This is a genomic window from Paenibacillus glycinis, from assembly GCF_009909185.1.
Taxonomy (GTDB): Bacteria; Bacillota; Bacilli; order Paenibacillales; family Paenibacillaceae; genus Paenibacillus_Z; species Paenibacillus_Z glycinis.
In genome coordinates this window covers 1-19,607 of the sequence record NZ_JAAAMV010000004.1, presented here as the reverse complement: position 1 = coordinate 19,607, position 19,607 = coordinate 1, and the positions used below count along the sequence as shown (strand labels likewise).

11 protein-coding genes are annotated in these 19,607 nt (G+C 62.5%); 10 read left to right on the top strand and 1 reads right to left on the bottom strand.

The genetic code is table 11. The annotated features are described in order from the left end of the window. Positions 1 to 115: 115 nt before the first annotated feature. The 10 genes from GT019_RS09080 to GT019_RS09035 all read left to right on the top strand — a co-directional run bounded on the left by GT019_RS09080 (position 116) and on the right by GT019_RS09035 (position 18,569). The gene (locus GT019_RS09080; RefSeq protein WP_328803935.1) at positions 116 to 952 is read left to right on the top strand and encodes a TRM11 family SAM-dependent methyltransferase; all 837 of its coding nucleotides are present in this window, start codon (positions 116 to 118) and stop codon (positions 950 to 952) included. A 514-nt stretch (positions 953 to 1,466) separates the two neighbouring features. Then, positions 1,467 to 2,840, top strand: coding sequence for a response regulator (locus tag GT019_RS09075; protein WP_161742829.1), 1,374 nt, complete (start codon positions 1,467 to 1,469; stop codon positions 2,838 to 2,840). A 17-nt stretch (positions 2,841 to 2,857) separates the two neighbouring features. Next, positions 2,858 to 5,611, top strand: a complete 2,754-nt coding sequence (locus GT019_RS09070) for a sensor histidine kinase (RefSeq protein WP_161742828.1) — start codon at positions 2,858 to 2,860, stop codon at positions 5,609 to 5,611. Between the two features lie 161 nt (positions 5,612 to 5,772). Continuing rightward, positions 5,773 to 7,962, top strand: coding sequence for an RICIN domain-containing protein (locus GT019_RS09065; protein ID WP_161742827.1), 2,190 nt, complete (start codon positions 5,773 to 5,775; stop codon positions 7,960 to 7,962). A 242-nt stretch (positions 7,963 to 8,204) separates the two neighbouring features. Beyond that, positions 8,205 to 9,659 carry an ABC transporter substrate-binding protein gene (locus GT019_RS09060; RefSeq protein WP_161742826.1) on the top strand — a complete coding sequence of 485 codons (1,455 nt, stop codon included), beginning with the start codon at positions 8,205 to 8,207 and terminating at the stop codon, positions 9,657 to 9,659. 60 nt (positions 9,660 to 9,719) lie between these two features. Beyond that, positions 9,720 to 10,619 (top strand): carbohydrate ABC transporter permease, encoded by a 900-nt coding sequence (locus GT019_RS09055; protein WP_161742825.1) that lies wholly within the window; start codon positions 9,720 to 9,722, stop codon positions 10,617 to 10,619. A gap of 6 nt (positions 10,620 to 10,625) precedes the next feature. After that, a complete protein-coding gene (locus GT019_RS31900) occupies positions 10,626 to 11,459 on the top strand; it encodes a carbohydrate ABC transporter permease (protein WP_161742824.1) in 834 nt (277 codons plus the stop codon). 132 nt (positions 11,460 to 11,591) lie between these two features. Next, a complete protein-coding gene (locus GT019_RS09045; protein ID WP_161742823.1) occupies positions 11,592 to 13,301 on the top strand; it encodes an amylo-alpha-1,6-glucosidase in 1,710 nt (569 codons plus the stop codon). A gap of 22 nt (positions 13,302 to 13,323) precedes the next feature. Next, on the top strand, positions 13,324 to 15,444 hold the full coding sequence (locus GT019_RS09040) for an alpha-galactosidase (protein WP_161742822.1): 2,121 nt from the start codon (positions 13,324 to 13,326) through the stop codon (positions 15,442 to 15,444). A gap of 20 nt (positions 15,445 to 15,464) precedes the next feature. After that, on the top strand, positions 15,465 to 18,569 hold the full coding sequence (locus tag GT019_RS09035; RefSeq protein ID WP_161742821.1) for a glycoside hydrolase family 2 TIM barrel-domain containing protein: 3,105 nt from the start codon (positions 15,465 to 15,467) through the stop codon (positions 18,567 to 18,569). An 843-nt stretch (positions 18,570 to 19,412) separates the two neighbouring features. On the opposite strand, the gene GT019_RS31895 is transcribed toward GT019_RS09035, so the two are convergent. Next, positions 19,413 to 19,607, bottom strand: a 195-nt coding sequence (locus tag GT019_RS31895; RefSeq protein WP_235947464.1) for a hypothetical protein, incomplete at its 5' end; no start/stop codon positions are given.

Sequence of the window (19,607 nt, the reverse complement as noted above, 5' to 3'; positions counted from 1 at the left end):
GCAAATGGAAGCGGAAGGAAAATATCTCTACCCTGTCGCCTCGCATGAGGACGAAGACGAGTTATTCCGCATGGAGATGCGCGCTTTGTTTGGCGTCGAGCCTGAGGAGGGTTGTGTGATAATCGATAAAAAGATCGAACCGAGCCGAAGTCCGTTCATCCGGGGCCGGCTGAGCGTCATGCTCTGGGCCAACGACCTGCCGGGCATTGCCGAGCAGGTCGGCGATGCCGTCCGGTTGGACGGCCGCACCTTCAAGGTAACGTTCGTCGGCGGTGACGCGGACTACGACAGCCAGCGCGCCGCCGAGAAGGAAGTCGGCTGGCGCATCCGGGGCAAGGCCGACATGCGCCGTCCGGAGCGGCTGTTCGGGCTTGCCTATGCGCAGGGCCGATATTGGTTCGGCGAGTACGGGAAGAGCGAAGCGGTATGGCTGCGGCATAACGACAAGCCGCAGCCGTACTCGACCGCGCTCGGCACGCGGGTCGCGCGGGCGGTCGCGAATATCGCGGCGCCGGATATTCGGAGGGGCTTGCGCGTCGTCGATCCGTGCTGCGGCATCGGCACGGTGCTGATCGAAGCGATTTCGATGGGCATCGACATCGTCGGATTCGACCTGAATCCGCTCGCGCTGAAGGGCGCGCGGATCAACCTGGCGCATTTCGGCATGCCGGACGTCGTGAAGCGCGCGGACATGCGGACGCTGGAGCCGAGGGAGGAAGGCCCTTACGACGCGGCGATCCTGGATTTGCCGTATAATTTGTGCTCCGTGCTGACCGCCGGGGAACGATTGGCGATGCTCGGCAGCGCGCGCAGGCTGGCCCGCCGCGTCGTCCTCGTCACGACGGAAACGATCGATGACGACGTCGCGCGGGCCGGCTTGACGATTACGGACCGATGCGTGGTTCGCAAAGGCAAGTTCGAGCGTCAGATCCTTGCCTGCAAGCGGAGCTGAGGCCGGACAAAACCGTCGCAAGCGCGCGAGGGAATTGGAGCCGAAAGCCGCAATAATCCATAGCAGGATCGACAGGCAGGGGCCGATATTTCCTGCCCCGATCTTGCCGAACGCCGGGAAGTTCCGAATGGACTTGCCGGCTTTTTTTGTTTGCATCCTGGTGACACCGGTGTAGAACGGCACCGGCGTTGCTCTTGCCGCGCAACCGGACGCTTTCAGTGAAAGAACAGCACCCAGTACCGTACATCCAAGCAACCGACCGCTCTCGCAGAAAGAACAGCACCAGCTGCCGTACACCTCGCGTGTAAGCCGGCAATTCCGCCCGCATCACCGCCCTCCATCTACCCCGCACGCCGCCCTTGCGGGCAATTACGGCGGCATCGGCCGCAGAGCGCGCCCGGCGCGCTCTTTTTCCAATCTGAACCTTGTCGGGCGGGCTTGGCCGCAGTACACTGGAATCAATCTAACAAGGCTGTGACTTACTGGTACCGATAAGGTCAGGGGGAATCGCAACGTGTATAAACTGCTGATCGTGGATGACGAGAAAGAGATTCGCGAGGGCTTGGCGTCGTGGTCGTGGGATGCGGTCGGGATCGAAGTGGCAGGCAGCTGCTCGCATGGTTTGGAAGCGCTTCAATTTGTTGAGGAGCGTCCCGTCGACATCGTCGTGACGGACATCCGCATGCCGTTCATGGACGGCATCGAACTGATGACCGCCTTGAACGCGCGCTATCCGTTCATTCGCGTCGTCATTCTTTCCGGTTACAGCGATTTCGAATATGCGCAGAAAGCGCTGAAGTTCGGCGCGATCGATTATTTGCTCAAGCCGCTGCAGTTTCAAACGCTGCACGATACGTTCGCGAAGGCGGTGGAACGGCTGCGCGAGGAGAAGCAGGCGGAATTCCGCGTATCCGTGCTGAACCGCAAGGCGGAGATGCTCGCGAAGGTGCTGCGCGCGGATTTTCTGCGGCGCCTGTTCCAGGAGCGGCTCTCGGAGCTGGACCTGGAGGAGGGCTGCGCGGGCGGCGAGGTGCTGCTTGGGGGCGGGCGCTACGCGGTCGCGGTATTTCGCCCGAATCGCCTGGCATCGCCCGTACCGGGCATGGGCGACAAAGAGAAAAAGCTCCTCGCGTTCTCGCTGGATAATATCCTGGCCGACTTATGGGAAGGCAAGGAGCTCGGCTATCACTGGGTGAACGCGCAGACGGGCGAAGCCTACGTGCTGTCCGCGAAGCCGGAGGCCGAGACGCATTTCGCCGAGCTGCTGCCGCACTGGCGCAAGTACAGAGGACTGTTCAAATCCGCCTTCTCCGGCGGCATCGGCCATCCGGTCGATTCGCCCGCGGATATCTGGTTATCCGCGCAAGCAGCGTCATTGGCGCTGGCCGCGAACGCCGAGGAGGGAACGCTGGCGGCGTTCCGGCCAACCACGGCCGCGACATTTGCGGCACCGCCAGGCACGTCCGCCAACCGGCCCGAGCCGCCCGTTCTCGCGAGCAAGGATCAGGCGGTTGCCTCGCTGGACGGCGGCGTCGACGCCTTCGCTCCGAGCGTCGCCGCGGAGGAACCGGTCAGCATGCTGCTGATGCAGGCGAAGCAGTACATTCGGGCTAATTTCAACCGCAGCCTGACGTTGAAAGAAGTCGCGGACCAGGTGCACATCTCCGGCAGCCATCTGTTCGCGCTGTTCAAAAACTCCGGTCAAACCTTCCTTAGCTTTCTGACGGCCATCCGTTTGCAGCGGGCCATGGAGCTGCTCGGCGGCACGAACCTCAAAATCTACGAAATCGTCGAGCAGGTCGGCTATTCCGATCCCGCGTACTTTACCGAAGTGTTCAAGAAATACACGGGCCGCACGCCGCATGAATACCGCAGCAAATCGAGGTAACCCCGGAGGGACACGGCATGATCAACCGATTCGGTCCGACGCTCAGGCGGATCGTCATTCTCGCGGCGGCGCTCACCCTGGTTACGCAGCTCGCGCTGGCTTACATCGGCCTCACGTACATGGACGCGATCGACAAGTCGCTGCACGAGAAGCGCTCGCAGGACATGCTCTACCAGTTTCAGCAGAACGTGCTCGTCCAGCTCAACAACATCGATAATTTGATGCTGCTGCTCCAGACGCCGGAATTCAGCGATTATTACAAGAATCTGATGCGGCTTCGCGCGGACGACGTCGCGGCCTTGGGGGCCAAGGAGCTGCAGGCGAAGTTCGACACGCTGGATCTCTCGCCGGATTCCGTGCAGGCGGTCTATTTTCTGGGGCAGAGCTTCGTCCAGCGGTCCATGGCGCAGCAGATCGCCTCCTCGACGTTCGCGGATCTGCCGCGGCTCGATCAGGACCGGCTGCATTATGCCAAGCTGGACAAGCTGATTCTCCCGGATCGCGAACAGCTGACCAGGTACACGCAGGCGGATTTCGAGCGGGCGTTCCGTACCGGCAACCCCATGCTGGAAAAGGCCGACATCAAACAGCTGAAAGCGTTCATGGCGGCTCTCCAGGACCGTCTCGTGTTCTCGAACGGCAACGAGAACGGGGTGCTCACCATCATCGTGCTGAGCGACCGCTTCTTCCAGCAGGCGATTCCCGAGAAATCGCCGGAGGGCACGTATTTCTCCGTCGTCGGCAAGGACAAGCGGCTGCTGTGGACGACCGCGCCCTCCAATCCGCTGAGCGATCCCGAGAATGCCGTCGCGGCGGGCCCGGAGACGGAAGCGCAGGCGCAGAACGTCGTCCCCTACAATAACGCGATCCAACAACTGGCGCCGTTCAATCTCAGCATCGTCTACACGGACAAAGACGGCGAATCCGGCGCGTTCAGCGGCGAACGCGTCTATCAAGTCGCGATCCTGTCGCTGTTTACCCTGCTCGTTACGGTGCTGTTCAGCTACGTCTACCTGAAGCAGGTGTTCAAGCCGTTCCGCATGATCTCGAAGCAGATCAAGAACTTCTCGCTCAGCAACGATTGGCTGCTGCGGACGCTGCCGGACGACCTGATCAAGAAAGGATTCCACGCCGTATCCATGCGCAACAAGATCATACTCGCGCTGATCGTGGCGGTCGGCTTGCCCGCCGTGTCGGACGGCGTCCTCTATGCCTGGCTGTCGCAGCACGACATCAAGCGCGAGATGGAGGCGTCCGTCGACGTGACCGGCCGCTTCTCGGCGGTCAGCATCCATAACCGGCTGCAGTTCACGGAGACGATTCTCAAAGAAATTTCCGCCAGCCGGCAGCTGCAGGATTACGTGACGAACAACTACACCACGCCGCTGCTGACGGGCGGACTCTCGCCGAGCCTGCTCATGTACCCGGGCTTGAACGACATCTCGTATTTCGTCCTGCTCGACGAGAACGGGAACTGCATCTATTCCTCCATCTTCTCGAACAACAAAAGCGCCTTCAACACCGACACGGATTATTTGACGGACCGCGACGATCCGTATTGGATCACGAATTACAAGAACGTCTTCAATCCGATGTCGACGGCGCTCGTGAAGCGGCTGGAGGGACCCGGGGTGAACGGAGAGGCGACCTACCTGCTGATGGTGCCGAAGCAGTCGATCTTCGAGAGCATCGATTCCGGCCTGATCAATACGTCGTACGCCATCTCCGATGCCCAGGGCCGCACGATCTACGAGTCGCGCGCGAACGGCGCGGGCGACGATACCGGGCGGTATGCGTACGCGAGCGGCATCCCGAATACCGACTGGAAGCTGTCGATCGGCTTCGTGTTCAACGACGTGCTCGAGAAGAACCGGGAGTATCAGCAGCAATTCATGCTGTTCACCTCCATCGTCCTGCTGCTGTCCGTCGCCGTGGCGATCGCGATCGCGGTTCAGCTGGTCAAGCCGATCCACCGGCTGAAGGAGACGATGCTGCGGGTCGGCGAAGGCGATCTATCCCTGCGGCTCGAGGATGTCGACAATACGGAAATCGGCGGCATCGTGCGCAGCTACAATCGGATGATCGATCAGCTCGACCGCGTCATAAGCGAGGAGAACGACCTGATCGCGATGAAGACGAGGGCCGAGCTCGACATGCTGCAGGCGCAGATCAATCCGCATTTTCTGTACAACACGCTGGAAGTCATCAACATGCGGAGCATGAAGAGCGGCAATCTCGAGGTGAGCGCGATCGTCGGGGCGCTGGCGGATTTGTTCCGCTACAGCATCGCCAAGGGGTCGGGCATCGTGGAGCTGGAGAAGGAGCTGGCGCATGTCGCCAATTACGTCACCATCCAGCAGATTCGCTTCGGCCACAGCTTCGAGGTCCATTACGACGTGCCGGAGGAGCTGCGGGGCATGTCGATCGTGCGTTTCGTCCTGCAGCCGATCATCGAGAACGCGATCAAGCATGCTTTCGAGGGCTGGGAGGAAGGCGGGCGGATCGTCATTTCGGCCGCGGCCGCGGACGGCATGCTGAAGGTGCGGATCGCCGACAACGGCATCGGGATGGACAAGGAGACGCTGGCGCACGTCCGGACCGACATGGAGCGCGAATACGGGAAAGCGCAGAGCGAGGAGAACGGCATCGGATTGCGCAACGTGTACCAGCGGCTCAAGCTGATTTACAAGGAAGGCACGTCCATGACCATCGAAAGCGCGGAAATGCGGGGCACGGCCGTCACGTTGACGGTGCCGCTGCACAACCCGTAGCAAATTTGCAAGAAATACCCTTGAAATCGGATGATCGCCATATTAATCGCCGCTTCTTGTTGTGCTATCCTGTAACCGTATTTTGGTTCAGGAGGGGAGGGGTCCGCGAATCGAACGCAAGGTTTCATAACTTTTGATCGCAAAAGGAGATGAAGATTGCAATGACGTTCAGCGGAAAAAAAGCGATGGCGAAAATGCTCTTGATCGCGCTCCTGCTGTCCGTGCTGCCGATCGCTTACGGCATCGCGGACGCATCGCCCTTGCCGACGGGATGGACGAACGCCGACATCGGCACGACGGGACTCGCGGGCAGCTCGGACTACGACGCGTCCACCGGAACGTTTACGGTCAGAGGCGCGGGCAGCGATGTCTGGGGCAAGAACGACACCTTCCAATTCGCCTCCGCGCCGCTCAGCGGCGACGGAAGCATCGTAGCGAAGGTCGCCACGATGCAGTACACCCAGTCCTGGGCCAAGACCGGCATCATGATTCGCAACGACAGCTCCACGGGCGCCGTCCAATTCTCGATCTTCTCGACGATGAACGGGCTGCTCATGGTCTACCGGAACACGGTCGGCTCAGATGCCCAAGGCGTTCAGGTAGGCGGCGTATTCTCGCCGGTCTGGCTGAAAATCACGCGCGCGGGCAACGTGTTCACGGGCTTTTATTCGTCCAACGGCACGAGCTGGACCCAAATCGGCACGCCGCAGACGATCGCGATGGGCGCCAATACGCTCAAGGGGTTGGCGGTCACCTCGACGGATACGTCGCAGCTGAACACGTCCACGTTCACGAACGTCGACGGCACGACGACAACGACGCCGCCGACGGGCACGACGTATTACAAAATCCCGAGCCGCTGGCTCTCGACCCAGTATCTCTATGACGGCGGCACGCGGGTGAACTACGGCACGGGCAGCGGCGATACGTACCTTTGGAGTCTCGAGGACGCGTCCGGCGGCTATTACCGGATCAAGAACAAATCAAGCGGCGAATACATGGAAATCAGCGGCGGCGCGACGCAAGTCGCCACCTCCAACATCGCGTCGGCCAATACGACGAGCCACTGGGCGGTCAACGTAATCTCCGGGTCGTTCGTATCGATCAAGAACCGTTCCAACAACGGATATCTCAACGTCGAGGATCAGTTCGGCTATCCGACGGCCAATCGCACGACGGCGCCGGACAACAACAACTGGTGGTCGGAACAGTGGAAGCTCCAGTACGACAGCGGTCCGACGCCGCCGGCGTTCTATCCGCAGAATATGGTGTCCGTCTCGTCGCCGGCCTACGGCGCGAACGTCAGCGGCAATACCACCATCGACATCGTGGCGCCGGGCCTGACGACGGCGAACGCCAAGAGCTGGCTGCCCGGCGGCACGTACGGTTCCGACAGCACCGTCGCCACGGTGACGCTGGACGCTTCGGGCCACGGCTCGTTCGTCTTCCCGGCGAACAGCTACCCGCACGGTCCGATCTCCGTGCGCATCACCGGCACGAACGGCAGCGTGTCGGATACGAGCTACCTGCAGCTGTACAACACGGGCGGCGTAGCCTGGAACGAAGGCATGCCGTCGACGGCGCCGGCGCAGGCAAGCGGCATGTCGCTCGTGTTCTCGGACGACTTTAATACGATGCCGTCCATCTCCGGCAACGGCAGCGGCGCGACGTATGCCGCGCACAAGCCGGGCGGCGGCGACTTCGGCCTCATTCCGTTCGCCGATCCGACGGGCACGGGCAATCCGTTCTCGCAGGTCGGCACGTACCTGCGCATCCGGGCCGACGCCAACAAGAACACGGCCGGCTTGATCTCCTCGCTCAAGCTCGACGGCACGGGCATCACGGCCCAAGCGCCGGCGTACTTCGAAGCGCGCTTGATCGGTCCTTCCGCGCCGGGCAGCTGGCCGGCGTTCTGGCTCATGACGAAGAACACGTATCAAGGGCTGTCCGTGCCGGCGGATGAGCTGGATACGATCGAGGCTTACGGCGGCGGAGGCGCGGGCAATCCGAACCAGGATTACGGCTACTGGACGTCCTCGCATACGTGGAATTACACGAGCACGGTCACGGGCGGCATTTACCAGCAGCAGCCGATGAACACGATCGGCGGCGGCGGAGGCTGGGCCATGACGCCGCATGTCTACGGCACGAAGATCACGTTGACCGATACGATCTACTACCTCGACGGCATCGAGGTCGGGCGCCATCCGACGACGGACCTGTCCAAGACGCAGCCGCTGTTCTTCATGCTTAACCTCGCTGCGGGCGGCAATGGCTGGCCGATGGATCTGTCCCGCTATAACGGCACGATCGACATGTTCGTCGATTACGTGCGCGTGTATAAGCAGTAGACGCGAAGGCTGCCTGCAGGCTCGAAAGGGCTGCGGGCGGCCTTTTCTCACGCATGCACGGACGGCGGCGAAACCGTAAGAATCCCGTCTCCCGCCGCCGCGCCATACCTGTAAATTCTCGCCCGGAACACCATACGATTACCCGGTAAAATTGGAGTATCCTCTTATACAAACGCTTTCATTCCCCATGCTATCCTTAATTCAGCAAGGAACGATCACGACTTCTCCAAGGGGGATAAGAAATGAGAAAATGGTCCATTATGCTCACGATGGTGACGGCCGCGGCCGTCGTGCTGTCGGGCTGCGGAAGCAACGACAACGGGGGCAGCGGGAATAACGGCGGGAACGCCGCGACGACGAATGACAGCGGAGGCAATAATACCGGGGGCAACGCCGGAGGCAACGCGGCGGCGGGCAACGATGCCGGAAGCGCGAACAGCGGCGAAGTCGTAACGATCCGCACGAACATCACGGACGGCGAGCTCTCCAAGGACCAGATCGCCGAATTCGAGAAAGCGCATCCGAACATCAAGGTCGAGATCGAGACGGTCGACGCGACCAAGCTGGCCGCGGAGCTCGCGACCGGCGACGCGCCGGACGTCATCCGACTCTCCGGGGTATTCGACCTGCCGAATTACGTCATCAAGGGCATCGCGCTCGACCTGACCGACCGCATGAACACGAGCACCGTTATCAAGCAGGACGACCTGCTGCCGATCTCGAACGTGTACCGCTTCGACGGCAAGACGGTCGGCGCGGGCCCGATCTACGGCCTGCCGAAGGACTGGTCCAACGACTATGCGATCTTCTACAACAAAAAGCTGTTCGACGCCGCCGGCGTAGCGGTTCCGGATCCGACGAAGCCGCTTACGTGGCCGGAAGTCATGGACCTGGCGAAGAAGCTGACGATCAAGGACGGCGACAAAGTCAAGCAATACGGCCTGGCCGCCAACGAATGGGGCAAGACCGAGCCGAACTTCAATAACCTGCTCCAATACCTGCTGAGCGCGGGCGTCGACGTCAGCGCGGCGGACGGCGCCTCCGTCGACTTCAACCAGCCGGCGGTGAAAGACTACATCGACATGTGGGTCGACGCGGTGAAGAACAACGTCGGACCGAACTCCGTCAACAACGACCAGACGTCCGGCGGCGACCTGTTCTTCAAGGATCAAGTCGCGATGATCATCGACGGTTACTGGTACAGCGGCGCGATTCGCAATAATGAAGGCGCAAAAACGCATCTGGCCGATTACGGCATGCTGCCGACGCCGACGGCGCCGAACGGCACGCGGGTGGCACCGACGGGCGGCGCGACCGGCGCGATCATCAACAAAGCGTCGAAGCATCCCGACGAGGCGTGGACGTTCTTCGAATGGTTCTTCGGCGGCAAGCCGGCGGACGACCGCGCTTCGACCGGCTGGGGCCTGCCGATCTTCAAGAGCAAGATGGACCTCCTGCCGAAGGACACGGACTTCGACAAGCAAGTCAACGCGGTGCTCCAAGACGAGCTGAACTACACGAGCGAATACCTGAAAGTCAACCCGTACCTCGCGGGCGGCGGCTGGTCGATCTTCGACAAGTACGTGCAGCCGCTGTACTTCGGCAAATCGAACCTGGACGAAGCGATCAGCGGCATGACCAAGGACGCGAACGTCGCCATCCAGGAAGCAAAGGACGCCGTCGAAGCCTCGCAGTAACGCCTACCGGGGAGAGTTCCCAGCGGAACTCTCCTTTCTTCGCATAAAGGAGTGGAAAGCATGAAGGAGAAGACGAAGCGTACGATCGCGTTCTACTCGATGATCTCGCCGTGGTTCGTCGTGTTCATCATTTTCGGGCTCTACCCGATGCTGTACGGGCTGTACCTCAGCTTTACGAATTACTACGGCTTCAACATCAAGCATTTGAAATGGATGGGCCTGCAAAACTACCACAAAGCGTTCACGGACTCCGATGCCATGTACTCCCTCGGCCGAACGCTCTACGTCACGGCCTTCAACGTCCCGCTCAGCGTGGCGATCGGCCTCGGCCTCGCGCTGCTGCTGAACCGGCAGGTGCGCGGCGTCAGCGTCTACCGGACGATCTTCTATCTCCCCTCCATCGTGCCGGCGCTCGCCAGCGTCATCATGTGGAAGGTCATCTTCTCCAGCAACAACGGCATTCTGAACGGCATCTTGAGTACGGTCGGACTGCCGGAAGTGAACTGGCTTGGCTACGACTATGCCACGACGTCCCTGCTCATCATGCTTCTGTGGGGCGCAGGCGGCGGCGTGTTGATCAATCTGGCGGGGCTGAAGGGCATCCCGCGGGATCTATACGAGGCGGCTTCCATCGACGGCGCGACCCCGATCAAGCGGACGATCTATCTGACGCTGCCGCTCATGACGCCGGTGATTTTCTTCAATGTCATCATGGGCATCATCGGCTCGCTCCAAATCTACATGCAGCCGATACTGCTGAACGGCACGGAGCTGCTCGCGCGTCCGATCCAACCGAACTACCTGTACTTCGTGCACGCCTTCCAGCAGATCTTCGCCTTCCAACGGTTCGCGTACGGCATGGCGCTGCTGTGGATCCTGTTCCTGGCGATTCTGGCGCTGTCGGTCGTCGTCTTCACGACGAGCAAATACTGGGTTCATTACGAAACGGATCAGGAGTGATAGGACGTGAATACGCAATCGCAAACGCAAAAAGGAAGCGTCCCGCTGTACGCGGCGCTGATCCTGTTCTCCGCCGTCTTCCTGTTCCCGATGTACCTGGCGGTCGTCAACGCGTTCAGCGCCTGGAATACGACGCCGGGCCTGCTGCCGGCGGGCTTTCATCCGGAAAACTTCAAATACGCGGTAACCATGATCGACTTCTGGAAATTCGGCCGAAACTCGCTTATCCTGCTCGTGATCACGCTCGGCACCTCGACCTTCACGAGCGGTCTCGTCGGGTACGCCTTCGCGCGCATCGCGGCGCCGGGGCGGAACGCGCTGTTCATGATTATCCTGTCGACGATGATGCTGCCGGGCATCATAACGCAAATCCCGCAGTACATTCTGTTCCACAAATACGGCCTGCTCGATACGTTCTGGCCGTGGGTGTTCTGGGGCATCGGCGGCAACGCGTTCTACATCTTCCTGTACCGGCAGTTTTTCGCCTCGGTGCCGAAGGAGCTCGAGGAAGCGGCGCGTATCGACGGCTGCTCGATTCTGCGGACATACTGGAGCATCTTCCTGCCGATGTCGCTGCCGGTCGTGGCGACCGTCGCGATCCTGAATTTCCAAGGGTCGTGGGGCGACTTCATCGGCCCGTTCATGTTCCTGAAGCAGGACCATTATCCGCTCGCGACCGCGCTCAGCACGATCAGCTACACGCAGAACGGCTCGAAGCTGGTGCTGCAGTCGGTCACGACCGCGGCGGCGCTCCTTATCCTGCTTCCCGTGCTGATCATCTACTTCTTGGGACAGCGGTTCATCGTCGAAGGCATCGTGACGACGGGCGTGAAAGGGTAAGCCGAGCTTGAAGCGGCACGCGGCGCGCATCGGACAACGGTGCGCGTTTTGCGGTTTTCGGGGAGAGGCGGCGGGAAGCAGGACAAGAGACGGCATCCGAACCGATCGGGGCCGATTGAGGAGGCGGCAGCGATGAAACTCGATCTCGCGATCATGTCCTACAGCCGTCCAGGCGCATGGCTGGAAATCGTGCGCCGGGACGGCTTTTATCCGGGGGCGGAACCCGGCATTTACATCGGCACGATGCAGAGCGACGCGAATCCCCGCGAAGCGTTCCAGATCATCCCGCTCGGACCGGGCGGGCAGCCGGAGCCGTTCGCGGTGGAAGCGACGCCTGCGTTCGTGACGCTGCGGACGGCAAGCGGCAGGTTGGAGCTCGTGCTGGACGCGGAGGGCAATTTGCGCGTTCGCGGGACCGGCGCGGGCTTCCGGCTGTACAGGCGGGAGCCCGAGGACCGCGGCTACAAGGCGGATTATCCGTTCGTGTGCGGTCCGAACCGGATCCAAGTCAACGCGTTTCGCTCGCGCAAGCAATATATGATCACGACGCTGCAGGGAAGAAGCGGTATCGACGCGCCGTGGGACGGCATTACGTGCGAGACGATGGCGCTCGATTTCGCGCCGGATGCGGCCGGCGGCATCGCGGAGATCGCGCTCGAGCCTTTCGATACGAGCTGGCGCGAGCGAAGCTACCCGCGCGGGTTCGACGAGTGCTTGGCCGAGTCGGAGCAGTCGTTCCGGCGCTGGCTGGCGCGGTGTCCGGCGGAAGATGCCGGATATCCCGGGCTGCGCGAGCTGGCGGCGTATGCGCAGTACGTCCCGATCGTCTCGCCGTCCGGCCTGCTGACGCGCACGACCATGCTCATCTCGCCGGGCTTCAACGGCGTCTGGAGCTGGGACCACTGCTTCAACGCGATGGCGCTTGCCCGCCTGCAGCCGGAGCTGGCATGGGAACAGCTCGTCATCCCGTTCGATTACCAGGACGAATACGGCGCCATCCCGGATTTCGTGAAGAACCGGGAGATCGTCTGGAACTACGCGAAGCCGCCCGTGCACGGCTGGGCGCTCCTCTACATGCTGGAACGGACGGAAGCGATCGCGGCCAGGCAGCTGGAGGATTTCTACCCCAAGGTGGCGGCGTGGACGGAATGGTGGTTCGCGCACCGCGATTACGACGGCAACGGCATCCCGCAATACAATCACGGCAACGACAGCGGCTGGGACAATTCGACCATGTTCGGCGTGGCCGGCGCGGTGGAGAGCCCGGACCTGTCGGCGTTCCTCGTCATCCAGATGGAGGCGCTCGCCGAGGTCGCGGCGCGGATCGGCCGGCCGGCCGAAGCGCTTGCCTGGCGGCAGCGCGCCGCGGATTTTCTTGATCGGATGATCGCGTATTTCTGGAACGGCGGCAAATTCGTCGCGAAGCGCTGCGCGGACGGCGCGACGATCGATACGGCGAGCCTGCTGCACTGGATGCCGATCATTCTCGGCGCCAGGCTGCCGGAAGCGATCCGGCAGCGGATGGCGGCGGAGCTTGGCCCGTCCGGTCCGTTCCTCACGGCATGGGGGCTGGCGACGGAGCGGCCGGACAGCCCGCATTACATGTCCGACGGCTACTGGCGCGGCCCGATCTGGGCGCCGGCGGCGTTCATCGCGGCCGACGGCCTGCGGCATGCCGGCGAGCGCGAGCTGGCCCGCGAGATTGCGCGGCGGTTCGTCGCGCTGTGCGCGCGGAGCGGCATGGCCGAGAACTTCGACGCGCTGACCGGCGCCGGCCGGCGCGACCGGTTCCATACGTGGCCGGCCAGCGTCTATCAGATGTTCGCGGTCGATTTCATATAGGGAAGGCACGGTGAACAAGCGAATGAAACAACCGTTATGGACGGCGGGCAACGCGTCGGTGCGGCTGCGTTTCTACGGGGAAGAGGCGCGTTTCTGGAGCATGGCGCTCGTCTCGGGGACATCCGGCGGCGGGCGGGAATGGACGATCGGGGCGCCGGCCTTCGAGGTGAACGGCGCGCTCGTGCCTATCGTGCTGGACCGGATCGAACCGTTGGCGCCGCCGAGAAAGCTCGGCAACGGCACGACGGAGTACCGGCTCGGCGGGATCGTCAAGGGCATGGCCGAGGCCGAACGAGCCGGCATGCCGGAGCTTCGCTTTGCCTGGATCGTGCGGATCCCGGACGGGACGAATCCGGTCGTCCGTTTTCGCTACGAGCTGTCGTCGCCGGGGGATGCGCATCTGACCAAGACGACGGGTCGGGACCGGCTGCGCTATGCGTTCGTCTCCTTGACGGGCTGCACGGAAGCCGCCGAGCTCCGCTTCTCCGAATTCCAGGAGATGACGCACAGCTTCAGCCTGTCCGAGCGTCCGCTCGACGAGCGCCATTTCGACAACGGCGAAGCGGTCATGGGGCCGATGCTGACGGCGGGGGACGGCAGGGAGCATCTGCTGCTCGCCTACGAGCACGGCTCGCAGCTGCCGGAAGCGTTTCTCCGGTTCCGGCTGGACGCGGACCGCGGCGCGACGATCGAAGCGGTCAAAGCCAATTATTTGGACGGCCAATCGCTGCAAGGCGATCCTTACGGCACGCTGTGGCTGCAGGCTGCCTGCGCGGCGGGAGGCGAACGAGAGCTGGCCGCCGCGTACCGGGACTTCGTGCTGCATCATTTCGCGCTGCATGAGGCGAGCCGGAAGCCGTACATCTTCTACAATACGTGGAATTACCAGGAGCGATTGCGCAATTGGCAGGGCAAAAGCTACCTGGCGGAGATGAATCTCGCGCGCATGCTGCTGGAGATCGACGCGGCGCACGAGATGGGCATCGACGTGTTCGTCCTCGATACCGGCTGGTACGGGAAAACGGGCGATTGGCAGGTTAACCTGGAACGGTTCCCGGACGGACTGCGCCAAGTGAAGGCGCGCTTGGATGCGTACGGGATGAAGCTCGGCCTATGGTTCAACCCGACGGCGGCTGCCGTCTCGAGCCGTATGCTGCGGGAGCATCCGGACTGCATCGCTTCGTGGAACGGGGTCAAGGGGGATCCCCAGCCGATCTGGGAAACCGAAGCGAGCCATATGCTTTGTCTCGTCAGCCGGTACGCGGACGCGTTCGCGGAGGAGCTGATCCGGCTCGTCCGCGAGGTGGGCGTGACGTACTTCAAATGGGACGGCATCGGCCAGCACGGCTGCGACGATCCGGGCCACGACCACGGCACGATAGGCCATTCGCCGCAGGAGCGGGCGGACAGCTACGCGTTCCGGCAGGTGCAGGCGATGGCGCGGATCGCGGATACGCTGAGCGAGGCCTGCCCGGAGGCGATCGTCGATTTCGATATCACGGAGGGGCATCGTTCGGTGGGGCTTGCTTTTCTCGCGGTCGGCAAATATTTTCTGGTCAATAATGGGCCGTATTTCCACAATTACGACGTGCCGATCGACATGGCGAGCGACAACTGGAACTTGTTCTTCTACCCCGGGGCTGCCCGGGGCCGGATCTGCCGCGCGCCGCTCGGCTACGACAAATGGATTCCGTCCGTGCTGTTCCTGACGCATTACCTGCCGGACGATCCCGCGGGCAACCAGCTGATGTCGCTCGGTTCGCTGATGCTGGGGCAAAACGGCGTCTGGGGCGATCTCCCGGCCGTGTCCGAGGCGGGCAGACGGCTCTTCGGCAGCGTGCTGGCGCGGTACAAGGAGATTCGCGACGACATCACGGCAAGCGATCCCGCGCGGGAAGGGATCGTCGGCGGCGATCCTGAAATTCATGAGAAGATCCACGCGCCGACGGGCAGGGGCGCCGTCGTCCTCTTCGCTTCGGAGCCCGGCATCTACCGCTACGTCACGCGCGGCCGGCCGGACTTCGGCTCCCTCTGGCATACGGACGGGGCCGCGGTGACGCGCGACGCGAAAGGCAGGGCCGTCATCGAAGCGCAATTTCGGGCAACCGGCGCCCATATCGTACTGTTCGGCGCAAGCCAGTAGAGAAGGAAGGGTGACGCAGCATGATCGCAATCGAACGTTATTGGGAAAATCCCGGCCTGCTTCACGTCAATCGCGAGGCGCCCCGGGCGTATTACATCCCTTACGGGGATGCGGCTTCCGCGAGGCGGCGCAAGCGGGGCGGCTCGCCTTATTACCGCACGCTGAACGGCAGCTGGAAGTTTCGATACCATGATTCCGTGCAGCATGTCGAGGAACGCTTCTGGGAGGAGGAAGCGGACGTCTCCGGCTGGGATGATCTGATCGTGCCTTCCTGCTGGCAGTCGAACGGCTACGACCAGCTTCACTACACGAACGTGGCCTATCCGGTCCCGTGCGATCCGCCGTACGTGCCCGACCGGAACCCCGCAGGGCTGTACGTCCGGGATTTCCGGCTCGGCGACGACTGGAACGGCAAAGAGCAGTACGTCGTGTTCGAAGGCGTCAACGCCTGCTTCTATCTGTGGGTGAACGGCGAATTCGTCGGCTACAGCCAAGGCAGCCGCGTGCCGGCGGAGTTTCTCGTGACGCCGCATGTCCGCCCGGGCGCGAACCGGATGGCGGCGCTGGTGCTGAAATGGTGCGACGGCACGTATATCGAGGATCAGGACCTGTGGCGGTACAGCGGCATTTTCCGGGACGTGTACCTGCTGGCCAGGGACAAGGCGCATATCCGCGACGCGTTCAATCGCCAGTCGTTCTCGGAGGGCCTCGGCCGCGCGACGCTGCGGGTGGAGATCGACACGACCGGCGACGCGCGGGTTCAAGCGGAGCTTCGCGATGCCGGCGGCAGTCCGATCGCGGCGGGAGAAGCGCGGATCGACGGACAAGGCGAGATCGCGCTGGACGTGGAGGCGCCGGTGCTGTGGAACGCGGAAGCGCCGTACCTCTACGAGCTCGCGCTGCGCTGCGGCGGGGAGACGATGCTGTTCCCGGTCGGCTTCAAGCAGGTGACGACGGACGGGGGCGTCTTCAGGATCAACGGCCAGGCCGTCAAGCTGAAAGGCGTGAACCGCCACGACTCGCATCCGAGCCTCGGGCAGACGATTCCGCTCGCGCATATGATCGAGGACCTGAAGCTGATGAAGCGGCACAACGTCAATACGATCCGCACGTCCCACTACCCGAACGACCCGCGTTTCCTGGAATTGTGCAACGAATACGGCTTCTACGTCGTGGACGAGGCCGATCTGGAGTGCCACGGCATCGGCATGGCGGAGGATTGGAAGGACGGCGCCTTGCACCGCTTGTTCAACGATCCGGCGTGGAGGGACGCGTTCGTCGAGCGCGCCTCGCGGATGGTGGAGCGGGACAAGAACCAGCCTTGCGTCGTCCTGTGGTCGATGGGCAACGAATCGGGTTACGGGCCGAATCATATCGCCATGGCGGAATGGACCCGGACGCGCGACGGCTCGCGGCCGGTCCACTACGAAGGCGCGGCGGCGGGGTATAAGGGACACGAGGATACGAGCAGCCTCGACGTCGACAGCCGGATGTACGCGTCCGTGGAGGAAATGATTCGTTACGGCGAGGATCCGGGCCAGTCGAAGCCGGTCTTCTTGTGCGAATACAGCCATGCGATGGGGAACGGACCCGGGGATCTGCAGGATTATTGGGACGTGATCTACCGGTACCCGAATCTCATGGGCGGCTGCGTCTGGGAATGGTGCGATCACGGCATCGCGCAGGTCGCGGCGGACGGGCAGGCTTACTTCGCTTACGGCGGCGATTTCGGCGACAAGCCGAACGACGGGAATTTCTGCATCGACGGGCTCGTCTCGCCGGACCGCAAGCCGCATACGGGACTCTTGGAACTGAAACAGGTCATCGCGCCGGTTCGGTTTGAAGTCGGGGATGCGGCGGATGCGGAGAACGGTTCCGTGATCCTGACCAATCTGCATGATTTCATCGGCTTATCGCATCTCGCGCTGCACTGGAAGCTGGAGCGGGACGGCGAGCTGCTGCGCCAGGGCTGGATCCACCGGCTCGAGGCCGCGCCGCATGCATCGCAAGCGCTGAAGCTGCCGGTCGGATGGAGCGAGCCGGCCGACGGCGCATGCGACCTTACGCTGTCCTGCCGGTTAAACCGGGAGACGGCATGGGCCGAGGTCGGCTATGAGATCGCCTTCGGGCAGTTCGGGCTCGGCGCGGCTGGGCGGGGATCTGCCGAGAGCGGCGGCGCGTCCTCCGCAGGGCAAGCCTTCGCCGGATTGCCGGCGGCCGGCGGCGCCGCAGTCGTGCGCGCTAGCGGGGCGGCCGCGCTGCAGGCCGTCGAAGAAAACGGCGTCCTGCACGTAAGCGGACTCGATTTCCGCCACGCGTTCGACCTGCGCCTGGGCATGTTCGCCGGCATCTCGAAGAACGGCGTGCAGCTGATCAGGGAGCCGGCGCGCTTTCAAATCTGGCGCGCGCCGACCGACAACGACCGGAACGTCCGCGCCGCGTGGGAGAACGAAGGCTTCCGCCGCGCCGAGATGAAGGTCTACGATTCCGCATGGGAGCGCCGGGCGGACGGCACGATCGCGGTCAAGGTCCAGTTCTCGCTCGGCGGCTACATTCGGACGCCGATCCTGCAGGGCGAAGCGCGCTGGACCGTGGACGGTTCCGGGGTCATCCGCCTGCACGCGGACGTGAAAGTGAAGGAAAGCGCGACCCATCTGCCGCGCTTCGGCCTCGAGCTCGTCATGCCGGAAGGCAGCGAGGCCGTGGAGTACTTGGGCTACGGGCCGCATGAGAGCTACGTCGACAAGCGACGCAGCGTGCGGCGCGGCAAATTCCGGACGACCGTGGACGGCTTGTTCGAGTCGTACGTCATGCCGCAGGAAAACGGCTCGCGCTACGGCACGGAATGGGCGGCGGTCACGAACGCGCTCGGCATGGGCCTGCGCCTCGAGGCTCCGGATCGCTTCTCGTTCCAGGCGTCGCATTATACGGCGCTGGATCTGACGGAGGCGGCGCATACGCACGAGCTGCGGCGCCGCATGGAAACGATCGTGAACGCGGACTGCCGCATGGGCGGCATCGGCTCGGCGTCATGCGGACCGGAGCTGCTGCCGGCGTATCGTTTCGACGAGAAGGCTTTCTCGTTCGAGCTGACCGTGCGGCCGGTGTTCGCGGAGGACGAATAGGGCAAGGTGTTCTAGGGTGGCGTTCGCGGGAGCTCAGTTGCGGAGCGGTTAGGCTGCGCGCGGGTACTGGGTATCGCATCGCGATGCGTACGCTGCTTCGCAGGGCTGAAAACTGCTGCACGAGTCGGAATTGTACCGCAAGGTGAAAGTGAAATGGTGTTCCGTGGGGCGAATCGTGTTCGTTGAAGCGAAAATGCTGCTACACGAGTCGGGAATTGTACCTCTAGGCGGAAGTGGAAAGCTGCTCCGTGGCGGGATTTGTACCGCAAAGTGAAAGGACTGCTCAGCGAGGCGAGATTTGTACCGCAAAGTGAAAGTGAAGCTTCTCCGCGAACTGAATGCGTTCCGCGAAGCGAGATTTGTACCGCAAAGTGAAAGTGAAGCTTCTCCGCGAACTGAATGCGTTCCGCGAAGCGAGATTCGTACCGCAAAGTGAAAGTGAAGCTGCTCCGCGAACTGAATGCGTTCCGCGAAGCGAGATTCGTACCGCAAACTGATAGTGAAGCTGCTCCGCGAACTGAATGCGTTCCGCGAGGAGAAAATGCTGCTATTATGCAGGAAATTCCGCATAATAGCGTTCGTTTGATCTGAAATACTGCGAAAATACAGCAATTTCGACGGCTGGATGTCATCAGGCGTGATTCAACCGTGAAATGCTGCACATTTGCAGCATTTCTGTTCCATTTGAGCGTCAGGCGTGAAATTCCTGCGCTTTTGCAGGAAATTGCATAGGAAAACGGGTCTGGCTCCGGTCGTAAGATGACCGCAGCCAGACCCGTTTCTTATCACGATCATGGCTCGATACTCGAGGTGAAACCATCCGCGTCGAGCATGCGCCTCTCATCAATTGGCGCACGCATCCGCGCCACGCGCCGCAAGCCCGCGCCAAGCGCCGCAAGTCCGCGCCAAGCGCCGCAAGCTCGCGCCAAGCGCCGCAAGCCCGCGCCAAGCGCCGCAAGCCCGCGCCAAGCGCCGCAAGCCCGCGCCAAGCGCCGCAAGCCCGCGCCAAGCGCCGCAAGCCCGCGCCAAGCGCCGCAA